Origin of the sequence: Neobacillus niacini, from assembly GCF_030817595.1 — a bacterium.
GTDB classification, from domain to species: Bacteria; Bacillota; Bacilli; order Bacillales; family Cytobacillaceae; genus Neobacillus; species Neobacillus niacini_G.
In genome coordinates this window covers 3,147,260-3,166,112 of record NZ_JAUSZN010000001.1, presented here as the reverse complement: position 1 = coordinate 3,166,112, position 18,853 = coordinate 3,147,260, and the positions used below count along the sequence as shown (strand labels likewise).

At 36.7% G+C, this 18,853-nt stretch carries 16 protein-coding genes; 13 read left to right on the top strand and 3 right to left on the bottom strand.

What is annotated here, in order from left to right; genetic code table 11:
- The first annotated feature begins 80 nt into the window (after window positions 1–80).
- From QFZ31_RS15125 to QFZ31_RS15110, 4 genes are all read left to right on the top strand, one after another.
- The gene (locus QFZ31_RS15125; protein WP_307304034.1) at window positions 81–1,031 is read left to right on the top strand and encodes a carbohydrate ABC transporter permease; all 951 of its coding nucleotides are present in this window, start codon (window positions 81–83) and stop codon (window positions 1,029–1,031) included.
- Between the two features lies 1 nt (window position 1,032).
- Window positions 1,033–1,863, top strand: a complete 831-nt coding sequence (locus tag QFZ31_RS15120) for a carbohydrate ABC transporter permease (protein WP_307304031.1) — start codon at window positions 1,033–1,035, stop codon at window positions 1,861–1,863.
- A gap of 65 nt (window positions 1,864–1,928) precedes the next feature.
- Window positions 1,929–3,836, top strand: coding sequence for a glycoside hydrolase family 127 protein (locus tag QFZ31_RS15115; RefSeq protein WP_307304028.1), 1,908 nt, complete (start codon window positions 1,929–1,931; stop codon window positions 3,834–3,836).
- Between the two features lie 224 nt (window positions 3,837–4,060).
- Entirely contained in the window at window positions 4,061–5,884 is a 1,824-nt protein-coding gene (locus tag QFZ31_RS15110) for a M3 family metallopeptidase (protein ID WP_307304026.1), read from the top strand.
- 29 nt (window positions 5,885–5,913) lie between these two features.
- Here QFZ31_RS15110 and QFZ31_RS15105 read toward each other — a convergent pair whose 3' ends face one another.
- Window positions 5,914–6,546, bottom strand: a complete 633-nt coding sequence (locus tag QFZ31_RS15105) for a YesL family protein (RefSeq protein WP_307304023.1) — start codon at window positions 6,544–6,546, stop codon at window positions 5,914–5,916.
- Between the two features lie 128 nt (window positions 6,547–6,674).
- Between QFZ31_RS15105 and QFZ31_RS15100 the strand changes: the two genes are divergently transcribed.
- Window positions 6,675–7,778, top strand: a complete 1,104-nt coding sequence (locus QFZ31_RS15100) for a M24 family metallopeptidase (RefSeq protein ID WP_307304020.1) — start codon at window positions 6,675–6,677, stop codon at window positions 7,776–7,778.
- Between the two features lie 222 nt (window positions 7,779–8,000).
- Here the strand turns inward: QFZ31_RS15100 and QFZ31_RS15095 are convergent, their stop codons facing one another.
- Complete coding sequence (locus tag QFZ31_RS15095) at window positions 8,001–8,663, bottom strand: FMN-dependent NADH-azoreductase (protein WP_307304018.1); 663 nt, start codon at window positions 8,661–8,663, stop codon at window positions 8,001–8,003.
- 234 nt (window positions 8,664–8,897) lie between these two features.
- On the opposite strand from QFZ31_RS15095, the gene QFZ31_RS15090 reads away from it, so the two are divergent.
- On the top strand, window positions 8,898–9,923 hold the full coding sequence (locus QFZ31_RS15090; RefSeq protein WP_307304016.1) for a GGDEF domain-containing protein: 1,026 nt from the start codon (window positions 8,898–8,900) through the stop codon (window positions 9,921–9,923).
- Window positions 9,924–9,969: 46 nt separating this feature from the next.
- Here the strand turns inward: QFZ31_RS15090 and QFZ31_RS15085 are convergent, their stop codons facing one another.
- On the bottom strand, window positions 9,970–10,980 hold the full coding sequence (locus QFZ31_RS15085) for a DUF1646 family protein (RefSeq protein ID WP_307304014.1): 1,011 nt from the start codon (window positions 10,978–10,980) through the stop codon (window positions 9,970–9,972).
- Window positions 10,981–11,198: 218 nt separating this feature from the next.
- Here QFZ31_RS15085 and QFZ31_RS15080 point away from each other — a divergent pair, with 218 nt between their 5' ends.
- The 7 genes from QFZ31_RS15080 to QFZ31_RS15050 all read left to right on the top strand — a co-directional run bounded on the left by QFZ31_RS15080 (window position 11,199) and on the right by QFZ31_RS15050 (window position 18,757).
- Window positions 11,199–11,429, top strand: a complete 231-nt coding sequence (locus tag QFZ31_RS15080; protein ID WP_307304012.1) for a hypothetical protein — start codon at window positions 11,199–11,201, stop codon at window positions 11,427–11,429.
- Between the two features lie 263 nt (window positions 11,430–11,692).
- Window positions 11,693–13,030: an ABC transporter substrate-binding protein gene (locus QFZ31_RS15075; protein WP_307304011.1), complete on the top strand. Its 1,338-nt coding sequence runs from the start codon at window positions 11,693–11,695 to the stop codon at window positions 13,028–13,030.
- 151 nt (window positions 13,031–13,181) lie between these two features.
- On the top strand, window positions 13,182–14,123 hold the full coding sequence (locus QFZ31_RS15070) for a carbohydrate ABC transporter permease (protein WP_307304009.1): 942 nt from the start codon (window positions 13,182–13,184) through the stop codon (window positions 14,121–14,123).
- Window positions 14,124–14,131: 8 nt separating this feature from the next.
- Window positions 14,132–14,968 (top strand): carbohydrate ABC transporter permease, encoded by an 837-nt coding sequence (locus QFZ31_RS15065; RefSeq protein ID WP_307304008.1) that lies wholly within the window; start codon window positions 14,132–14,134, stop codon window positions 14,966–14,968.
- Window positions 14,969–14,995: 27 nt separating this feature from the next.
- Window positions 14,996–16,339 (top strand): ABC transporter substrate-binding protein, encoded by a 1,344-nt coding sequence (locus QFZ31_RS15060; RefSeq protein WP_307304007.1) that lies wholly within the window; start codon window positions 14,996–14,998, stop codon window positions 16,337–16,339.
- A gap of 91 nt (window positions 16,340–16,430) precedes the next feature.
- Window positions 16,431–17,543 carry a glycoside hydrolase family 105 protein gene (locus QFZ31_RS15055; RefSeq protein WP_373459852.1) on the top strand — a complete coding sequence of 371 codons (1,113 nt, stop codon included), beginning with the start codon at window positions 16,431–16,433 and terminating at the stop codon, window positions 17,541–17,543.
- 92 nt (window positions 17,544–17,635) lie between these two features.
- Window positions 17,636–18,757 (top strand): type I phosphomannose isomerase catalytic subunit, encoded by a 1,122-nt coding sequence (locus QFZ31_RS15050; RefSeq protein WP_307304006.1) that lies wholly within the window; start codon window positions 17,636–17,638, stop codon window positions 18,755–18,757.
- Window positions 18,758–18,853 lie beyond the last annotated feature (96 nt).

Genomic DNA, 18,853 nt, shown 5'->3' with positions numbered 1-18,853 from the left:
CTGCTTAGAAGGGTTTGTTACGAGGCAAATGTCTTCGTAACAAACCACTAAATTAACGATGGTGACGAAGGAGGGATTTAATGAATATTGAAAATATTCCTTTGGGAAATAATCGTACGAGAGGGACTGTTAAAGTAAAAGGAATCAATAATATTCGTCGAAAAGAGATATTTTGGGGTTATTTTTTTACTCTACCTGCTATTTTAGGATTACTAATTTGGACAATTGGACCCATGATTGCTAGTTTGTATTTTAGTTTTACAGATTATAAGGTAGTTGGGGACTTTCAGTGGATAGGGTTTCAAAACTATACTGAAATTTTCAAGAACGATCTAAATTTTAAAAAATCGCTATTTGTTACTTTTTACTTTGCTATCGGAAGTACTATATTTACCCTTGCTGCAGCCTTATTTGTTGCCATCCTTATGAATATAAGTGTAAAGGGGCAGTCACTATTTAGAACCATGTTTTATTTACCTGTTATCGTACCAGCAGTTGCCTCCAATATATTATGGCTATGGTTGTTTAATCCTGATTTTGGTTTATTAAACAGCATATTAGATTTTGTTAATCTTCCTAAACTTATGTGGATTTATGACGAGTCTACTGTTATTCCTTCATTAATATTATTAAGCATGTGGAGCTGTGGTGGAACAGCATTAATATTTCTAGCAGGCTTACAAGATGTACCAAAACAATTATTAGAGGCAGTAGAAATTGACGGAGGAAATTGGTGGCATAAATTTAGATTCGTAACAGTTCCGTCGATTTCACCGGTTATATTCTTTAATCTTATCATGGGGTTAATTGGCTCCTTCCAAGCTTTTACACAAGCCTATGTTATGACGGAAGGCGGACCGAATAATAGTACATTATTTTATGTCTTTCTCATTTACCGTGAGGCGTTTCAGAAAAATAATATGGGATATGCAAGTGCACTGTCTTGGATTTTATTCCTAGTAATTTTAATTTTCACTTTGTTTATCTTTAAGTCATCGAAAAGCTGGGTGCATTACGGGGGAGGTAAGTAAGATGAAACTAAAAACTGTAAATCGATCAATATCATTATTCGTATTAATTGTAGGAGCTATAATTAGCTTAATCCCCTTTGTATGGCTCATTCGCAGTTCTTTAATGACTACAACTGAAATATTTGAGTTTCCACCAAAACTTCTTCCGGAAGAGTTTCAGTGGTCGAACTACGTAGAAATTTTTTCAATCATCGACTTTTTACTCTACTTTAAAAATACATTAATTATTTTAATTCCTGTTCTAATTGGGACCATTCTTACCTGCTGTATGTGCGGCTACGGTTTTGCTAGATTGAAATTCCCTGGCAGGGATATGTGGTTTGGTTTAATTATTGCCACCATGATGCTCCCTGGAGCGGTTACACTCATTCCTACATTTTTAATGTGGTCTGAACTTGAAGCAATTAATACATTTTGGCCGTTGATTATCCCTGCTTTTTTTGGTGGCGGAGGTTTCTTTATATTTTTAATGCGCCAGTTTTTCATGAATATTCCTAGAGAACTTGATGAATCAGCATTAATTGATGGGGCAAGCCATTTCCAAATATTCACGAAGATATTGCTTCCATTAGTAAAGGCCCCGATGCTAGTAGTTGGCTTCTTTACCTTTATGGGTGTTTGGAATGATTTTTTTGGTCCATTGATTTTCTTAAATGATGAAGCAAAATATACGTTAGCCCTTGGTCTTTTACAATTAAAAGGATCTTACGCAGCTGACTGGCATCTTATGATGGCGGCGGCGGCAGTCATGACGTTGCCTGCAATTGTTATCTTCTTTATCGGTCAACGATACTTTATTGAAGGTATTAGTTTAACGGGTATTAAGGGTTAGTCACCAACCTAACCCTTTATTTTTTTAGGACAATATTTTTTTGAATTAGAAGGGAGTTTATAAATATGAATTTGCTGCAGCAAAAAATGTTAAAACCAGTATCCTTTACAAATGTAGGAATCGATGATGCTTTTTGGTCCCCACGCATAAAAGTCAATCGGGAGCAAACAATTCCTCATCAATATCAACAATGTAAAGAAACAGGTAGAATTGATGCTTTCAAGCTCAATTGGAAACCAGGCATGGATAATGAACCACATATATTTTGGGACTCCGATGTAGCTAAGTGGCTGGAAGCTGCAAGCTATAGCCTTGCAACCCATCCTGATCCTGAACTGGAAAGGTTGGTAGACCAGGTAATTACCTTAATTGCTTCAGCTCAACAGCCTGATGGGTACCTTAACATTTACTTTACGGTTGTAAAACCAGGTGAACGTTGGACCGATTTGCGTGATGCACATGAATTATACTGTGCAGGTCATTTAATTGAAGCAGGGGTAGCTCATTACGAGGCAACAAAAAAACGAACACTATTAGATGTTGTCTGCCGCTATGCCGACCATATTGATTCAGTATTTGGACTGGAAGAAGGGAAGAAACGAGGGTATGGCGGTCACCAGGAAATTGAATTGGCGCTTGTTAAATTGTATCGAATTACCGGTGAAAAACGTTATCTAAAATTGAGTCAATTCTTTATTGATGAACGTGGCCAAGAGCCTCACTATTTTACGCAAGAAAAAGTGGATAGAAAAGGATTTTTTGATGAGTTCATGAAGTATCTAGACAATATTAAAGAGTATAACCAATCTCATAAACCGGTAAGGGAACAAAATAAAGTGGTTGGACATTCTGTTAGGGCAATGTACATGTATTCTGCCATGGCCGATCTTGCTGGTGAAATTGGAGACGCATCACTCTTAAAAGCATGTGAACGTTTATGGGATCATTTACATACGAAAAATATGTTTATAACGGGTGGCATTGGCTCAACAGGTAAAAATGAAGGATTTACCTACGATTATGATCTTCCAAACGAAACGTCATATGCAGAAACCTGTGCAGCCATTGGGTTAGTTTATTGGAATCAAAGAATGCTTCAGTTGGAATGTGATGGAAAATACGCTGATGCAATGGAACGAGCTCTTTATAATGGTGTCATTAGCGGTGTCTCATTAGACGGCAAAAAGTTCTTTTATGCGAATCCTTTAGCAAGTATTGGGGATCGTCATCGTAAGGAGTGGTTTGGCTGTGCCTGTTGTCCTCCGAACCTTGCTAGATTACTTGCTTCTTTGGGTGGTTATGTTTATTCACAAACGGCCGATGACCTTGTTGTCCATTTATATGTCCAAGGAGAAGCAAAGTTTGACTTACATGGACAGCAAATTATATTCAAACAAAAAACAGAGTATCCTTGGAATGGCAGTATATCAATCAAAATTAACTTAGATAAGCCAGATACTTTTGGTGTTAAATTGCGAATTCCTGATTGGTGCAAAAGGGCAAAATTAAAAGTGAATAACGAAGAGATAGAAATTACCGGCAAACTTGAAAAAGGATATGTCAGAATTGAACGCGAGTGGAAGAATAACGATTCGATAGAATTAGAGCTTTATATGCCAATTGAAAGGATGTATTCTCATCCCAATGTCAGACAAAATGCTAATCATGTGGCCATCCAAAGGGGACCAATAGTTTATTGCTTGGAATCAATAGATAATGTGGACTCCTTGCATAAACTTTCTCTTACTAAGGAAGGAATTCTTACTTCGATTTATGATGAAACACTTCTTGGCGGTGTAGTTAAAATCGTAGGAGATGCAGAGCTTGCCGATGATCTTAAATGGGAGGATAAACTTTATTCGACCGACAAACCAAGGAACAAGCCTTTTCATATTACAGCAATTCCATATTATGCTTGGGATAACCGAGAGCCGGGACAAATGAGGGTTTGGATTCAAGAGGAAGTAAAATAATCGTGGAAAAGGGAGGAAAAGTTATGACTATAGACACGAAGGAGGAAAAGAATGCACAGGCATTTGATTTAAAAGATGTTGCCATTTTGGGCGACCAATTTAAGCATGCGATGGAATTAAACAAGGAATATCTTCTGTAGATGGAACCGGGATCGTTTGCTTGCCAGATTAAGGGAGCATGGAAAAATGTTATGAAGCAATTAATAGAAAAGGAGAATTTATCAATGAATCTTATTGCACGTAAAGAAGTACCGGAAGAAGAAACATGGAATTTAACCGATATTTTTCCTTCTGATCTTGAATGGGAAAGTGCGTACTTAGCCGCTGAACAGGAATTAGATGAAATATTAACAGGAATGATTTCTTTATCCAGCTCACTTGATATACTTAATTTTTTACGGAAATACGATGATTTAATGGAAAGACTTGAACGTATCACTAGCTATTGCTTTTTCAAATACTCAGAGGATGAATCAGATCCACTAAATCAAAAGATGATGGGTCGATCTCAATTATTATCTGGTAAAGGAAATAAGGTATCTACGAAACTTGTTAATGGGTTAATAGCAATACCGAAGGAAGCTATGGCAAAATACGTGGATGAAGAAAAGGATCTTCAAATATTTGAGCGATTCTTACAAAGGGTTGATGAAACACGTCAGCATTCATTATCTCCAGATATTGAGGAAACTTTGGCATCTTTAGGTCAAACCTTAGACTCTCCTGAATCCATCTATCTTACCGTTACTTCTTCGGACTTGAAGTTTGAACTAGTAAAAGATCAGAATGGAAATAACGTACCTGTGTCTTTACACATGTACATGACCCAGATTGAAACTTCTCCAGATACAATCCTACGAAGAAATGCTTATCAATCCTTAAAGAAAGGCTTAAAGGGGTATCAACATGGACTCGCAAAAACTTTATCCAATGAAATAAGTAAACATGTGTCTTTATCAAAATTACGAGGTTTTCCATCTGCTCTTGATATGCACCTTCAGTTTTCACCGGCCTCAAATAACTTTTATTCGACAGATGGGATCACAACGGAGTTTTTTGAACAAGTTCTAGATACGTTTCAAGAAGGGCTTTCACCACACATGCAAAGATATGCACGTTTAAGAAAAAGTCAGCTCGGCTTAGATACACTTCATTTTTCTGATGTGAAAGCGCCTTTAGATCCTGATTTTGATCCTCCAATAAGTTATAAGGAGGCAGGGGGAATTATCACTGAGGCTGTAGGCGTACTAGGTGCTGAGTATCAAAATGAAATGCGTAAAGCATTTTCAGACAGATGGGTTTATAGAGGAGATAATATTGGACGAAGAATGATCGCTTTTGGGGGAGGAGTTCACGGGGTCCATGGTTATTCCTTCTATCCGTGGGGTGGAAACTTGTTTGATATGCTCCTATTAAGTCATGAGCTCGGGCATACTATACACTATTCACTTTCAGCTAAAAATCAACGAATTATTAACAATGCTCAATCCATGTTATTTGTCGAATCACCATCGACATTGGTTGAACATTTAGTAGTTGACTATTTACGTGAACATAGAAATGAACCAAGGCTAAACCGCTGGTTAAATATGTATTTGATGATGAGTTATCATCATAACTGTGTCACGCATGTTTTGGAAGCTGAGTTACTGCGCAGACTCTACAAAATCGCTGAGAATAAAGAACCATTAACAACCTCTGTTATTAGTGAGACTAAGGGAGCAATTTTATCTAAGTTCTGGGGAGATACCGTGGAGATTGATGATGGGGCAAAATTAACATGGATGAGACAGCCGCATTATTATATGGGCTTGTATCCATTTACGTATTCAGTTGGTATTTCTGCTGCAACCATCATTGCCCAGCGAATAAAGTCAGAAGGTCGTGCCGTTGGTGAACAATGGACAAATGTACTTAAAAAGGGTGGCAGCATGAGGGGGTTGGAATTATATAAAATGGCAAATCTGGACATGTCAAATTCAGACGTTATTAAACAGACAATTTCATACGTGGGAACAATTGTTGATGAATTGGAGAAAAGTTTTTAGCATCATTCGATGTCCAGATATTTTAACAATTATGCTTTAATATGTTGATTTACTCCTAAAGTTAAGTTTTTATTCATTTCTACCTTGTTAAATGATTTGCCGCAAAAGTAATAAATGAAATAGGCAGCAGTACTAGATAGTACAAGAAATGAGATTGGGATAATGAAAGTTAACATGATCACAACTGTCAGTATGAATATTCCTAGAAGCGATGTTAATGGATGCCCTAGTGAAAATAAAAATGAATTTTTAATCACTTCCAACCAGTTTAATTGGTAATTTACCATTATAGGGAAAATGAAAATGGATGTGTAAAAATATAAAATAATAATGATTAGCAGAAATGGCATTAAAACCATTTTAATAGAACCATCCATTTGAAAGCCTACAACTACGTTAAACATAAATAAACTCCCTAAAAGGGTCCAGACAACGCCTAATATTAAACCGTGTTTAACATTATCTTTAAAAAGAGTAAAAAACATTTTGGTTGTACTTGGCTCTTCTTTCCTTAACCAGCTTCTTACCACGCCAAACATGGCAGCTGTTGCGGGGAATATGGTAATAACAGGTAAGCAAAATAAAAACCAAAGAAAATTGAGCAGCAAAAAATCAACAATCTTATTAAGAAAGCTGTAAAAACGATTATCCAAATTAAACATACATTTTCTCCCTATATTGAATTATTGTATGACCTTACTATTATAGTAACAAAAACATTATATTTTCTCAATATTATGAATTGTTACTTCAAATAAATTTTTATAGTAAGAACAAGGAGTATTATTATATGAATGATAGACTTCGAAACTTGCAACAGTTTTTGATAGAACATCAATTTGAATGTGGATTAATTACCTCTAAACATAATATCTTTTATCTATCAAATTTTGATTACGAGCCCCATGAACGTTTTATTGGAATATTTGTTTTTCCAAACAGGAAATCATTAATGGTTGTTCCGGCAATGGAAGTGGCAATGGTCAAAGAGGCAGGGTGGGAAAACGAGATTATTAGTTATACAGACACTGATAATGTCTGGGATATAGTGAGAGATACCATTAATCAAATACAAACATTAGCAGTTGAGAAACAGGAAATTTCTTATTTTTATATTGAAAAGTTACGAGAATTACAGCCGTCGTTACGATTATCTTCTTTAGATGAAAAATTAAACAATATGCGTTTAATCAAAAGTGATGATGAGTTGGACAAATTGCAGGCAGCCGCAGAATATGCCGACTTGGCAGTGGAGTTTGGGATTAATTCTTTAAAGGAAGGAATTTCAGAAATTGAAGTAATGGCAGAAATTGAATTTTTGTTAAAGAAAAAGGGGATAAGGGAAATGTCCTTTCCGCCCGTGGTTTTATTTGGGGAAAATGCAAGCAATCCTCATGGCGTTCCTGGGAAAAGGGTCCTCCAAAAAGGAGATGTAGTGTTATTTGATTTAGGAGTTAAATACATGGGTTACTCATCAGATATTACTAGAACAGTTGTTTATGATCATGTAAATGAGGAATTTGTAAATATTTATAATACAGTATTGGAAGCAAACCTAGTAGGAATCGATGCCTGCAAGCCTGATATTCGTATGGGTGATATAGACTTGGCAGCCCGTACAGTCATTGTGAATGCTGGTTATGGGGACCACTTTCCTCATAGAATAGGTCATGGACTGGGAATTGATGTACATGAAACACCGTCATTAACTCTGAATAATAATGGTGTGTTGAAAACAGGAATGGTGTTGACGGTAGAACCCGGCATTTATATAAATGGAGTTATGGGTGTGCGTATTGAAGATGATGTTGTTATTACAGAAAGTGGAAGCAGTGTATTAACTAAATTTCCTAAAACGTTGCAAGTTGTTTCACCAGGTGAAACTTTATGGTAGAAGGCAATTTGCACGAAAGCAAAAGGGAATCGACAAGTTCACTGGAATACGGTCTTCCGAGGAAATGAAAGCGAAGGCAAAACCCGCCCTTGAATGTGAAGCATCCTCCAACTACTTTCAGGGGATCAATCAGGAAAAATACAAAAAGCAAGTGGAGAAAACCCGTCCGTTTTTCCCCACTTGCTTTATTTTATGGACTTATCGGGCAGCCACTTTTTTTTGCTATAAATGTAAAATGGGTGATTTTATCATTTCCTTCGCCGCTCTAAGGGCTTCTTCTTTCGCTTTTTCTACAATTTCAGGGACTTTTTGTGGATAAAGGTCTAAAGCTTCTGCTATTATGGTGTCCATTACCCCAATGCCGAGGAAATTAAGCGCAATTCTTAAATAACGATCTCCACATTCTAACTCCTTCATTGGCGTTCCTGTATAAAGACCACCACGAGTATTGATATGAATGGCTTTTTTACCGGTTAGAAGACCCTTCGGACCATTCGCTGTGTGTGCAAATGTTTTACCAGCAATAAACAAGTTATCTAAGTATGCTTTTAATACCGCTGGAGAGCTTAAATTCCAAATAGGCGAGACGAAAACATAGTAGTCATAAGAAAGGAATTCATCCGCTAGTGCATGCATTTTTAAAATTTTCTCTCGCTCACCGTCGGTTAATTGATCTATTGTATAACCATATCCCGCTAATTTACCTCTAGCAGACACTAATTCAGCATCCATATGAGCAATATCTAAGGAGAATAAGTCGATTGTTTTAATTTCCGTTTCAGGGGATTCTTCTTTAATCGTATTGATAAATGCTTCCCCGATTTTCAGACCTTTTGATTTTTCTAATCCTTTAGGATTTGCTGTAATATATAATAATTTTCCCACTAGAACACATCCAATCCTTTTTAATAAACCTCATTACTACTATTATAAAAAAAATACAAACACCCAATTTTGTACAATAGGTGAAATTCTTGAACATTACGTGAAGTTTAACGTTCTTACTTCATTTGTTATTTCATTAAATTGTTAGAAATTATTAGGAAAATTAATCAGTAATGCAATATGATTAAGTTAAAACTATTAGAAGATTTTAAAAACTAAAAGGCGGAATTAATCATGAATCTATATTCCCAAAATACAGATAAAAGTGAAGTAGAGAGGTTACGAAGAAGAGTAGAAGAATTAGAGAAGAGAGAAAAACAGCTTGTAAAGAGTCTCCGCATGAATAAATCACTGCATTCAAAGATTCTCGATGCCCTACCAATAAATATTTTCTTAGAGGACCCTGAAGGTCGAACCATATTTGCAAATCAACAGGCTTGTAAAGCGCACGGTGTAAACATGGAAAAACTTGTAGGAAAAACAGTGTTTGATTTCTTTCCTAAAGCGATTGCTTCAAGACAGCGTGAAATAGACTTAGAAGTATGGGAGAAGCGTACCATTCAAACAAATGAGGTAGTCACAGAATTCCAAGGGGAAAAATGCCATATGCTTACAGGAAAAACGATTATCCATCTTGAAGAATCTAATCAAGACTATTTACTTGGATTTGGATTGGATATCACCGATTTAAAAAATGCGGAAGAGAAGATTTCGCATATGGCTTACCATGATGCGTTAACAGGATTGCCAAATCGCTGGTTTATAAAAACATGTCTAAGGGATTGTCATTCTAGTACCGATGAAATAGATAAGATGAAGGGGGTTCTTTTGTTAGATTTAGACCATTTCAAAGTGATAAATGATAGTTTGGGACATGAAGCAGGTGACCAGTTATTACAGGCAGTTGCTAACAGGTTAAGAGGGGTTATTCATGCTGACAATGTTCTAGCTAGATTTGGCGGGGATGAGTTTATAATCCTTATGCCGCAAATTCTTTCACCAGATGATGTATTTAAAGTAAGTAATGAGATATTAAAAGTGATGAAAGAACCATTCTCTATTTATGGACGTAGTTTTACAATTTCCCCTAGTATCGGCATTAGTTTACATCCGGTTCATAGTGAAGATATGGAAAATCTAATAAAATACGCGGATCTTGCTATGTATCATTCTAAAGAGCAGGGAAGAAATTGTTATTCCCTATTTACTCCGTTAATGAAGGAAAATGCGATTTCCCGAATGAATATGCTGACAAAATAAGAAAGAATCGGCACCACTTCAAGTGGATTCGATTCTTTCTTTATTTCTAAAATATAAATAGAACAACAAAATAAACCGCCATGGTTATAAGACCGACGGGGACCCCAAAACTTGCCCATTCTTTACTAGTAATGTTGAGTTTACCTGCTGCAATAATATTTGGAATATTTCCGGGAATGAGCATACCGCCGCTAATAATTAGCCCCATTAAAACAGCCTGGATGGTTGCTTGGTCCATTGATGGACTGACTTCTGCGGCTGCAAGTGTAGCATTATCTAAGATAGCGGAGATCATATTAATCCAATACAACAGCATTGGGTGAAGGCCAAGAATATACTCATTTATTAATGGCTCAAACCCATGTCCAAGAAAGGTTAGTCCCATGACAAATAAGTAGATTTTAGCAGATCGAATCAGTATTTCTTTATAGCTTTCTACCTTTTGGTCAGACGTTAAACCGTCAGTACTTTCACGGGGGTTAACTAAAAACATTGTCAATATCCCAAATATCACAACTGCTGGGATTACTTCTGGACCAATTAAGTTGAGTAAATAAAAAAAGTCTTCATTTACCTTACTAATGGTAATGGTTGCTAAGGGCTCACCAATGGGGGTGAGGGCTGCACCCAGCCCAATTGAAAAACATGCTAAAACAGTAAAGCGAATTTCAGATTTACGGTCAAGAGGAAGTACGTTAATGATAATAACCAGCACTATCGCAGCGATGATCGCCGTAATAATGCTTGAGGCCAGTCCTAAAATAATGACAGTTAATCCGAAGAAAATTCTAGGAGATAGGATTCGGTTCATCCACAGGATAGATTTCTCCAACTGAACTTGCCCCCATTTACAGATTAATCCTGCAATCAAGACAGCTAGAGTTATCGTAATAGGGTCAATCAGTGCTTTTTCAATTAGATGATGATTCATCATCCCGCTAATCGAAGCTGCAGCAACCCCCATCACAAACAAAAAGATTTCTAAATTGTGTTCCACCTTTTTTACCGAAAAAGGCAAAAATAAAACCAAAATTAAAATAACTACTAATCCAATCATTCATACCAAATCCCTTATTTTTTTTGTCTTATCACTAAATCTATTATAAACTTTTTCTTTAAATACTAGGATATTGTAATTTATTTAAATGAATGTCTAACTATATTATCTTAAATATTTACACAAAAGTCTAAAGATTATCTATTAATGTAGAAAACGTTTTTATATAAAATGAGAGCAAGTTAATATGCCTTTATTAAAAATTGGAGGACATTTTTATGAAAAAGTATGTAATCTGCGGCGTGAGCAATCGCGCATTAGAAATGTTTATCAAACCGAACTTAAATGAGTTTTCAAATGAAAATGAAATTGTTGGATTACTAGATTCTGACCCACTTCGATTCTCTAATTGTAAAGAAAAATATCCGAAGTTAGAACAAGTACCAACCTTCAATCCTGAACAATTTGAAACCATGATTGTCGATACAGTACATTCCGCCGGAAGATAAAAGAAATGATTCTGGAAGGGAAAGTTGGAAGAATCACTTCCATTGACCTATTAACAATAAAAGAAGTCCAATATCAAAAAAATGACCATCAACTAACCAAGTTTAAAAGGGAGTTCAGAGAAAAAACATACTATTAGTTTATTCAAGACTGATTTAGTATGTTTTTTCTTTTTTTTATCGAGATTACCTTTGCAGATGACTTCAAAATGAGTAGAATGATTTTATACTTCTAGTAAGTGGCTGTTCAAAGAGGAGATTAAAACATGTTTAGGAAGAAACTAACAACTTCTGTGTTGACCCTGATCATGATAATGGGATTGGTACTTACGGGGTGCATTGGTGAAGAATCCTTAATTAAAGAATCAAGCCCCAAAAAAGCAGAAAAGGTCAAAATAGTTTTTTGGGATGACAATACAGGACCACAGCGGACCCCAATTTGGGAGAAATTAATCACTATATTTGAAAAAGAAAATCCAGCCATTGATGTTGAATACGTTGGTTTGCCTAAGGACTCCGCAAAAGCAATGTTAGACGCGGCTATTGCTTCAGGGGAAACGCCTGATGTTGCTAGTGTTTATGCGAGTTGGCTGCCAGAATTTTCGAATCGTGATGCATTGTTGCCCTTAGATTCTTATTTTTCAAAATGGAGCGAAAAGGACAAGATAAATAAGGGTGCGATAGAGTTTAATAAGCGGATCGTGAGTAATCAAAAGTTATACGGGATTCCATATACACAAAACCTCGATATCCTTTGGGTCCGGTCCGATTGGTTTAAAGCCGCCAATTTGAACATACCTGAGACGTGGGATGAGTTTTTTCGTTCCGTTGAAATATTAACAGATAAATCAAATAACCGCTACGGATATACAATCCGTGGGGGCGCAGGGGGCTCTTTTCAGTTACAACGGATGATGTATGCCTATTCAGGAATTGAAACATTTTTCAAAGATGGGAAAAGTACAATCAATGATCCAAAGCATGTAGAATTTTTAAAGAAATATTTTGCTATGTATCAAACCTATACCCCTATTAGTGATATTACAAATGATTATAAGGCGATGATTGCTGGATTTGATTCAGGGAGTATTGCGATGTTACAACATAATATAGGTTCCTTTGCAGAGCACAGTGAAGCGTTGGATTCCAACCAATTTCAGGCGATCCCCCTCCCAAAATCAGTTGAAGGTCATTATGTAGCGGAAGACGGAAACACCATTGGAATAAGTATTTTTAAAGGAACGAAACATCCAGTGGAATCGTGGAAATTTATCACTTTTATAAATTCAAAGAAAGCACAAAGCTTTTGGAATAAAAGTGTGGGTCAGATTCCTACTAATTCGGATGTACTTAATGAAGACTGGATAAAGGCCTCACCACATATTCAGATAGCCCAGAAAGTTTATAATGACCCGGATACGATTCTATTTGAGCCGCCATTCTATCTCTCGGAATATCGTACCATTCTAAATACCATTGTTGATACAGGTACACAATCGGTGTTGAGTGGGAAAATAACCGTCGAAGAGTTTTTAGATAAATGGGCAGAAGCAATGGAAGAGTCTCAAAGACAATACGATGAATCATTAGTTAATCTAAGATAATTTAGGCATTCGCTGCATTAAACAGCGGATGTCTTTTTTATTTTCATCCATATTTTGAAATATCTTAAAATTTTAATCAATCATCTTAAAATCTTTAATTATTTAAGAAACCGTTTTCATTTATTATAAAAAACAGAGAGGAGGAAACTAGATGAGTTTATCACAAGGTGTTACTGAAACAGCTATTAACAGCAAAAAGACGGTGAATCGCAAGAAGATTAAAAAGGATAAATGGGTTCCCTACCTTTTTATTCTGCCCTCTTTCCTTATTATCTTAGGTTTTCTTTTTTATCCGATAGCAACTGTATTCTATTATAGTGTTCAACACTACGATGTGTCGGCACCATATTATAATGGGTTTGCTGGTTTAGAGAACTTTAAAGAAATATTTACTACTGACAAGATGTTCATACCTAGTTTAATAAATAGTTTGAAATGGGTTGTATCAGAAGTAGGTCTTCAATTAGTGTTTGGTATGATTCTTGCCTTACTTTTGAACCAAACGTTTAAGTTTAGAGGTTTGGTACGTGCAGTAGCCTTTATCCCTTGGGCGGTTTCAGGGGTACTGGCATCCACTATGTGGTCATTGATGTTTAATGAACATATGGGTGTACTCAATGACTTACTGATGAAAATGGGAATCATTAATGAACCTCAAGCATTCTTAGCAAATACGTCAACAGCTTTTACAGCAGTGATTATCGCTGAATTATGGAGGGGTATTCCTTTCTTTGCTATTACCTTATTAGCCTCATTATCAAGTATCCCAGATGAATTATATGAAGCAGCGAGAGTAGATGGTGCAAGCAGATGGAAGTCGTTTATTTTTGTAACATTACCACAATTAAAAAATACGATTGTCTTAACTACATTACTAAGAGTAGTTTGGGAGTTTAATAACGTCGATCTATTGTTTAACTTAACGGGTGGTGGACCTGCACATTCAACCACAACGCTTACCATGTATATTGCTGATTTAGCAGTTCATGGAAGCAATTTTGGATACGGTTCGGCGTTAACGGTTGTGTCATTTGGAATATTACTAGTTTTCGCCATCCTTTATCTGAAACTATCCCGTTATGAAAAGGAGTGATTTGAAGGATGTTTACAGTAAATAAAAAAGTCGACAAAATCTTAACGCTATACCTTCCTTTAACGATGTTATTGAGTTTTACCATCTTTCCAATCTACTGGACACTAAATACTGCTTTTAAACCTGAAGGGGATATCGTAAAACGTCCCCTGCAATATATACCGGTTAACCCGACAACAGAAAACTTTGTCGCGGCTTGGACCAATGTCGGTTTTGCTACCTTCTTTAAAAATAGTTTAATCGTTGGTGTTTTTACAGTAATCGCTGTTCTAATATGTTCAACTTTATCTGGTTATGCATTGAGCAGATACCAATTCAAAGGAAAACGCAGCTTCATGCTTATGCTGCTATGTACACAGTTCATCCCAAGAGCGATGATGATTATTCCATTGTTCGTCATTTTCAAAAATCTTGGGCTGATTAGTAATCCACTGTCACTGATCATTACCTATACAGCAATCGAAATTCCGTTTACTACAATCTTGATGAGTGGTTTTATTTCAAATGTTCCTAAGGAATTAGAAGAAGCTGCAATGATTGATGGCTGTACAAAATTACAATCACTCCGTCATGTTGTATTTCCATTGTTGCTGCCTGGAATCGTAGCAACAGGAGTATTTACCTTCATTTATACTTGGAACGAATTTTTAATCGCACTCATGCTGACCAATCAACAATCAAAGTTCACGCTTCCAGTCGGACTAAGTACGATGATGGGTGAATTCAGTATCAACTATGGTGCCTTGGCGGCCGGAAGTGTAATCGCTTTAATTCCTGCAGTTATCTTATTTGCCTATGCACAGAAGCACCTTGTAAACGGTATGGGTGGAGCTGTAAAAGGCTAATTATAAAAAATTTAAGGGGGCATTACCATGATTAAGAAAAAAATGACTACATCTGTTCTTGCACTAACAATGGCAACCGGAATGTTGCTTGCAGGCTGCGGCGGTGAAGAAAAAGCTGCAACTAAGGATACTAAAAAAGCAGCAACGAAATCGGATGAACCTGTAACGCTCCAATTTTGGGATGAAAATGCAGGTCCAGCACGTACTCCTGTTTGGGAAGAAGTAATTAAACGCTTTGAAGAAAAGAACCCGAATATCGATGTTGAGTATGTAGGTATTCCAAATGCTTCAGCTAAATCAAAATATGATGCAGCAATTGCAGCAGAGGATACGCCGGATATTGGATCTGTACAAACAACTTGGCTGCCAGAGTTTTCAATTCGTGAGGCTTTGCTGCCACTGGATTCATATTTCAAAAAGTCTGATATCAGCAAAAAAATTAACCCAAGTGCTACGGGTGTAAATAAGAAAATAACTCAAGATGGCAAGCTTTATGGTATTCCTTATGCTCAAAATTTAGATGCCTTATGGATCCGTACAGACTGGTTTGAACAAGCTGGTGTAAAAGAGCCAAAAACATGGGATGAGTTCTTTACGGTTATTGAAAAAATGAGAGATGAAGCAAATAATCGTTATGGATTTACAATCCGCGGAGGTGCAGGTGCTTCCTTCACTATCCAGAGAGCAATGTTTGCTTATAGCGGTTTAGACTTTTTTGATAAAAATGGTAAGACGAACATCAATGACCCTAAACACGTAGAATTTGTTGAAAAGTATTTCTCTTATTACGACAAATTAACGCCTAAGAGTGATATCACAAATGGTTATAAAGAAATGATTGCCGGCTTTGATACTGGTGTGGTAGCAATGGTACACCACAATCCAGGTTCTTATGGAGAGCACAATAAAGCCTTACCAGCAGGTTCCTACAAGTTAATTCCACTGCCAACTACAGAAAAAGGTCAATATGTTGCAGAAGGTGGTAATGCAGTTAACCTAGCAATCTTCAAATCAACTGAACATGCTGATGAAGCATGGAAATTCGTAGAATTTGTTAACTCAGAAGAAGCACAAAGCTATTGGAATCAACAAACTGGTCAAATTCCTACAAACTCTGATGTGTTAGATGATGAATGGGTACAAGATGCACAGCATATCAAAACAGCGTTTGAAGTTTACAATAATCCTGATACAAAACTATATGAGCCGCCATTCTATCTGCCAGATTATCGTGCCATTCTTGATGGTGTAGTAGACCCAGGTGTACAAGCAGTGATGAGTGGAAAAATGTCAGCAAAAGACTTCCTAGATGAGTGGGCAAAAGCAATTGAAGACTCTAAAGCAAAATATGACCAAACGTTTAAGAAATAATTAAATCTACATTCTGGGTGTTGATTCTCTTAACACCCAGTTTGCCTATTTAGACGAATAAATTTTGTTAAATGAAAAGGAGATTAAGAGAATGGGAAATACAGCAAATAAAGTCAGAACAGAAACGCCGCTTATGATGGCGGAAAAGGCATGCCAGGCATTAATGAATACTTTCCAGGCTAAGGATTTACCTCCAGTAAATTGGTTCCATTATCACCAAGGCGTCTTTCTATATGGAATGTATAGAGTATGGGAAGAAACAGGTAAGGATGAGTACTTCAACTACATCAAAGCATACTTTGATCACTTAATTGATGAAGAAGGAAATGTCGTTTTTGAGAGAGATCAGTTAGACTCTATCATGCCGGGGATTCTATTGTTTCCATTATATGAAAAGACGAAGAATCCTAAATATATGATTGCGGCAAAGAAATTAAGGAGTGCCTTAGATACAATCAACAGAACCACTGAAAATGGTTTCTGGCATAAAGAAAAATACCCTTATCAAATGTGGTTGGATGGTCTCTTTATGGGTGGACCATTTATGCTTATGTACAGCCAGCATTTTCAAGAAGAAGAATTGGTTCAGCATGTTTTACTTCAAGAAAAGCTAATGAGAAAGCATATGACAGACCCTAAAACTGGTTTACTTTTCCACGCTTGGGATGAGAAAAAAGTGCAGCCATGGGCTGATCCGAAAACAGGCTGTTCACCGGACTTCTGGGGGCGTTCCGTTGGCTGGTACGGTGCTGCATTGATTGATCTGTTAGAGGTCTTGGGGGAAAAGAAACGCGGTCAAGAGGAGTGGATTCAATCCCTACAAAGTTTCATTCCTGCTATCGTGAAATTCCAGGATGAACAGTCTGGCCTTTGGTACAATGTCGTCGATAAAGGAGACCGTCCAGACAATTGGTTAGAATCCTCATGTTCTGCTCTCTTCTTATATTTTTTAGCGAAGGCTATTAAGCATGGCATCGTGGAGGATTCTTACCGTGAAGTTTGTGATAAAGCCTATGCAGGTTTATTAGAACATATGGTGGAAAGCGATGATACTTCTTTTACATTAAAAGGAATTGTGATTGGAACTTCCGCTGGAACATACGACTATTATGTATCACGTCCAACATCTGAAAATGATCTTCATGGAATGGGTGCCTTTATTTTAGGCAGCATGGCGTTACATGATCTATACAAAGAAAATTAATATTTATATAGAATAGCCAAAAAATAGAAGCTTCCATAAATAAATGGGAGCTTTCTACTCTTTTAACCCTTACATTAAGGAGGTATATTACGATGAATGTTACTACAATAAAGATCGATGGTTCCCAGCCAATCAAGTTATCACCTACTAGGTCATGGAGGACTTATTTAGGTGGAAAGCTCCTGGATGAACTGCATGGGATAAGGGACCCCAAGGATAGTCGTTATCCTGAAGAATGGATGATGTCGATTGTTTCTACTAACAGAAATGCCGATCGACAGCATCTAAAAGAGGAAGGACTAAGCAAGTTAGACCTACCTGACAGGGACATTTCCTTGAAAGACCTTGTGGATAAAAATCCAGTAGAGTTCTTAGGGGAAAAACATGTTGAAAAGTTCGGTAAGCAAACAGGAGTATTAGTAAAGTTGATCGACACTGCGGAGCGTTTGATTATTCAGACCCATCCAGACAGGAAACAAGCACAAGAGCTTTTTAATTCTTTGTATGGAAAAACAGAATGCTGGCATTTTGTTGGCGGAAGGGAAATTGACGGTGAACTTCCCCATGTATATATGGGATTTAAACCAGGTGTAAGGAGAGATCAATGGAAAACCTTGTTTGAGAAACAAGATGTCCAAGGCATGCTGGATTGTTTACATAAATACTATGTACAGCCGGGAGATACTTTCTTAATTGAAGCAGGTATTCCACACGCAATCGGTTCTGGCTGCTTATTGGTCGAAATCCAAGAACCTTCAGACATTACCATCCGCTTAGAAAAAACATCACCTTCAGGATTACAAATTGATGATTTCTTAATACATCAAGGACTCGGATATGAAAAGATGTTTGATATTTTTAAATACGATACTTTTACAAGAGAAGAAACGCTGGAGAACTGGCGGGTAGCTCCAGAAATAGTAATAGAATCAGAAGGCAGTAAAGAAATCGAACTGATCGGTTATAAACGAACTCCATATTTTAGAATGACTCAAATAGAGGTCAACACGAAGGTTGAAGTTCAGGGTGAAGGAGTGTTTTCTGGATTATATATTCTATCTGGAAATGCCATGGTCATCACTGGTGAGGATCATCAATCAGTAAAAAAGGGTGATCAACTGTTTATCCCTGCTAAAGTTTCTAGTTTTACTATAGTAAATAGTAGTAAAGAACAGGTGAAAGCATTGAGATTATTCGGTCCCGAAGTAAAATAGTCTAACAGCGGCTAGATTTTTAATTAGCCGCTGTTTTTTTATCCAATTGACCGGTAATTTCGTATTATGATAAAATGCGGAAAACGGTTACAATAG

Coding starts and splice junctions, on each gene's coding strand:
- QFZ31_RS15065 (WP_307304008.1), top strand. CDS start 14,132: ATGTTTACAGTAAATAAAAAAGTCGACAAAATCTTAACGCTATACCTT.
- QFZ31_RS15050 (WP_307304006.1), top strand. CDS start 17,636: ATGAATGTTACTACAATAAAGATCGATGGTTCCCAGCCAATCAAGTTA.
- QFZ31_RS15125 (WP_307304034.1), top strand. CDS start 81: ATGAATATTGAAAATATTCCTTTGGGAAATAATCGTACGAGAGGGACT.
- QFZ31_RS15110 (WP_307304026.1), top strand. CDS start 4,061: ATGAATCTTATTGCACGTAAAGAAGTACCGGAAGAAGAAACATGGAAT.
- QFZ31_RS15115 (WP_307304028.1), top strand. CDS start 1,929: ATGAATTTGCTGCAGCAAAAAATGTTAAAACCAGTATCCTTTACAAAT.
- QFZ31_RS15100 (WP_307304020.1), top strand. CDS start 6,675: ATGAATGATAGACTTCGAAACTTGCAACAGTTTTTGATAGAACATCAA.
- QFZ31_RS15090 (WP_307304016.1), top strand. CDS start 8,898: ATGAATCTATATTCCCAAAATACAGATAAAAGTGAAGTAGAGAGGTTA.
- QFZ31_RS15105 (WP_307304023.1), bottom strand. CDS start 6,546: ATGTTTAATTTGGATAATCGTTTTTACAGCTTTCTTAATAAGATTGTT.
- QFZ31_RS15055 (WP_373459852.1), top strand. CDS start 16,431: ATGGGAAATACAGCAAATAAAGTCAGAACAGAAACGCCGCTTATGATG.
- QFZ31_RS15070 (WP_307304009.1), top strand. CDS start 13,182: ATGAGTTTATCACAAGGTGTTACTGAAACAGCTATTAACAGCAAAAAG.
- QFZ31_RS15120 (WP_307304031.1), top strand. CDS start 1,033: ATGAAACTAAAAACTGTAAATCGATCAATATCATTATTCGTATTAATT.
- QFZ31_RS15085 (WP_307304014.1), bottom strand. CDS start 10,980: ATGATTGGATTAGTAGTTATTTTAATTTTGGTTTTATTTTTGCCTTTT.
- QFZ31_RS15075 (WP_307304011.1), top strand. CDS start 11,693: ATGTTTAGGAAGAAACTAACAACTTCTGTGTTGACCCTGATCATGATA.
- QFZ31_RS15080 (WP_307304012.1), top strand. CDS start 11,199: ATGAAAAAGTATGTAATCTGCGGCGTGAGCAATCGCGCATTAGAAATG.
- QFZ31_RS15060 (WP_307304007.1), top strand. CDS start 14,996: ATGATTAAGAAAAAAATGACTACATCTGTTCTTGCACTAACAATGGCA.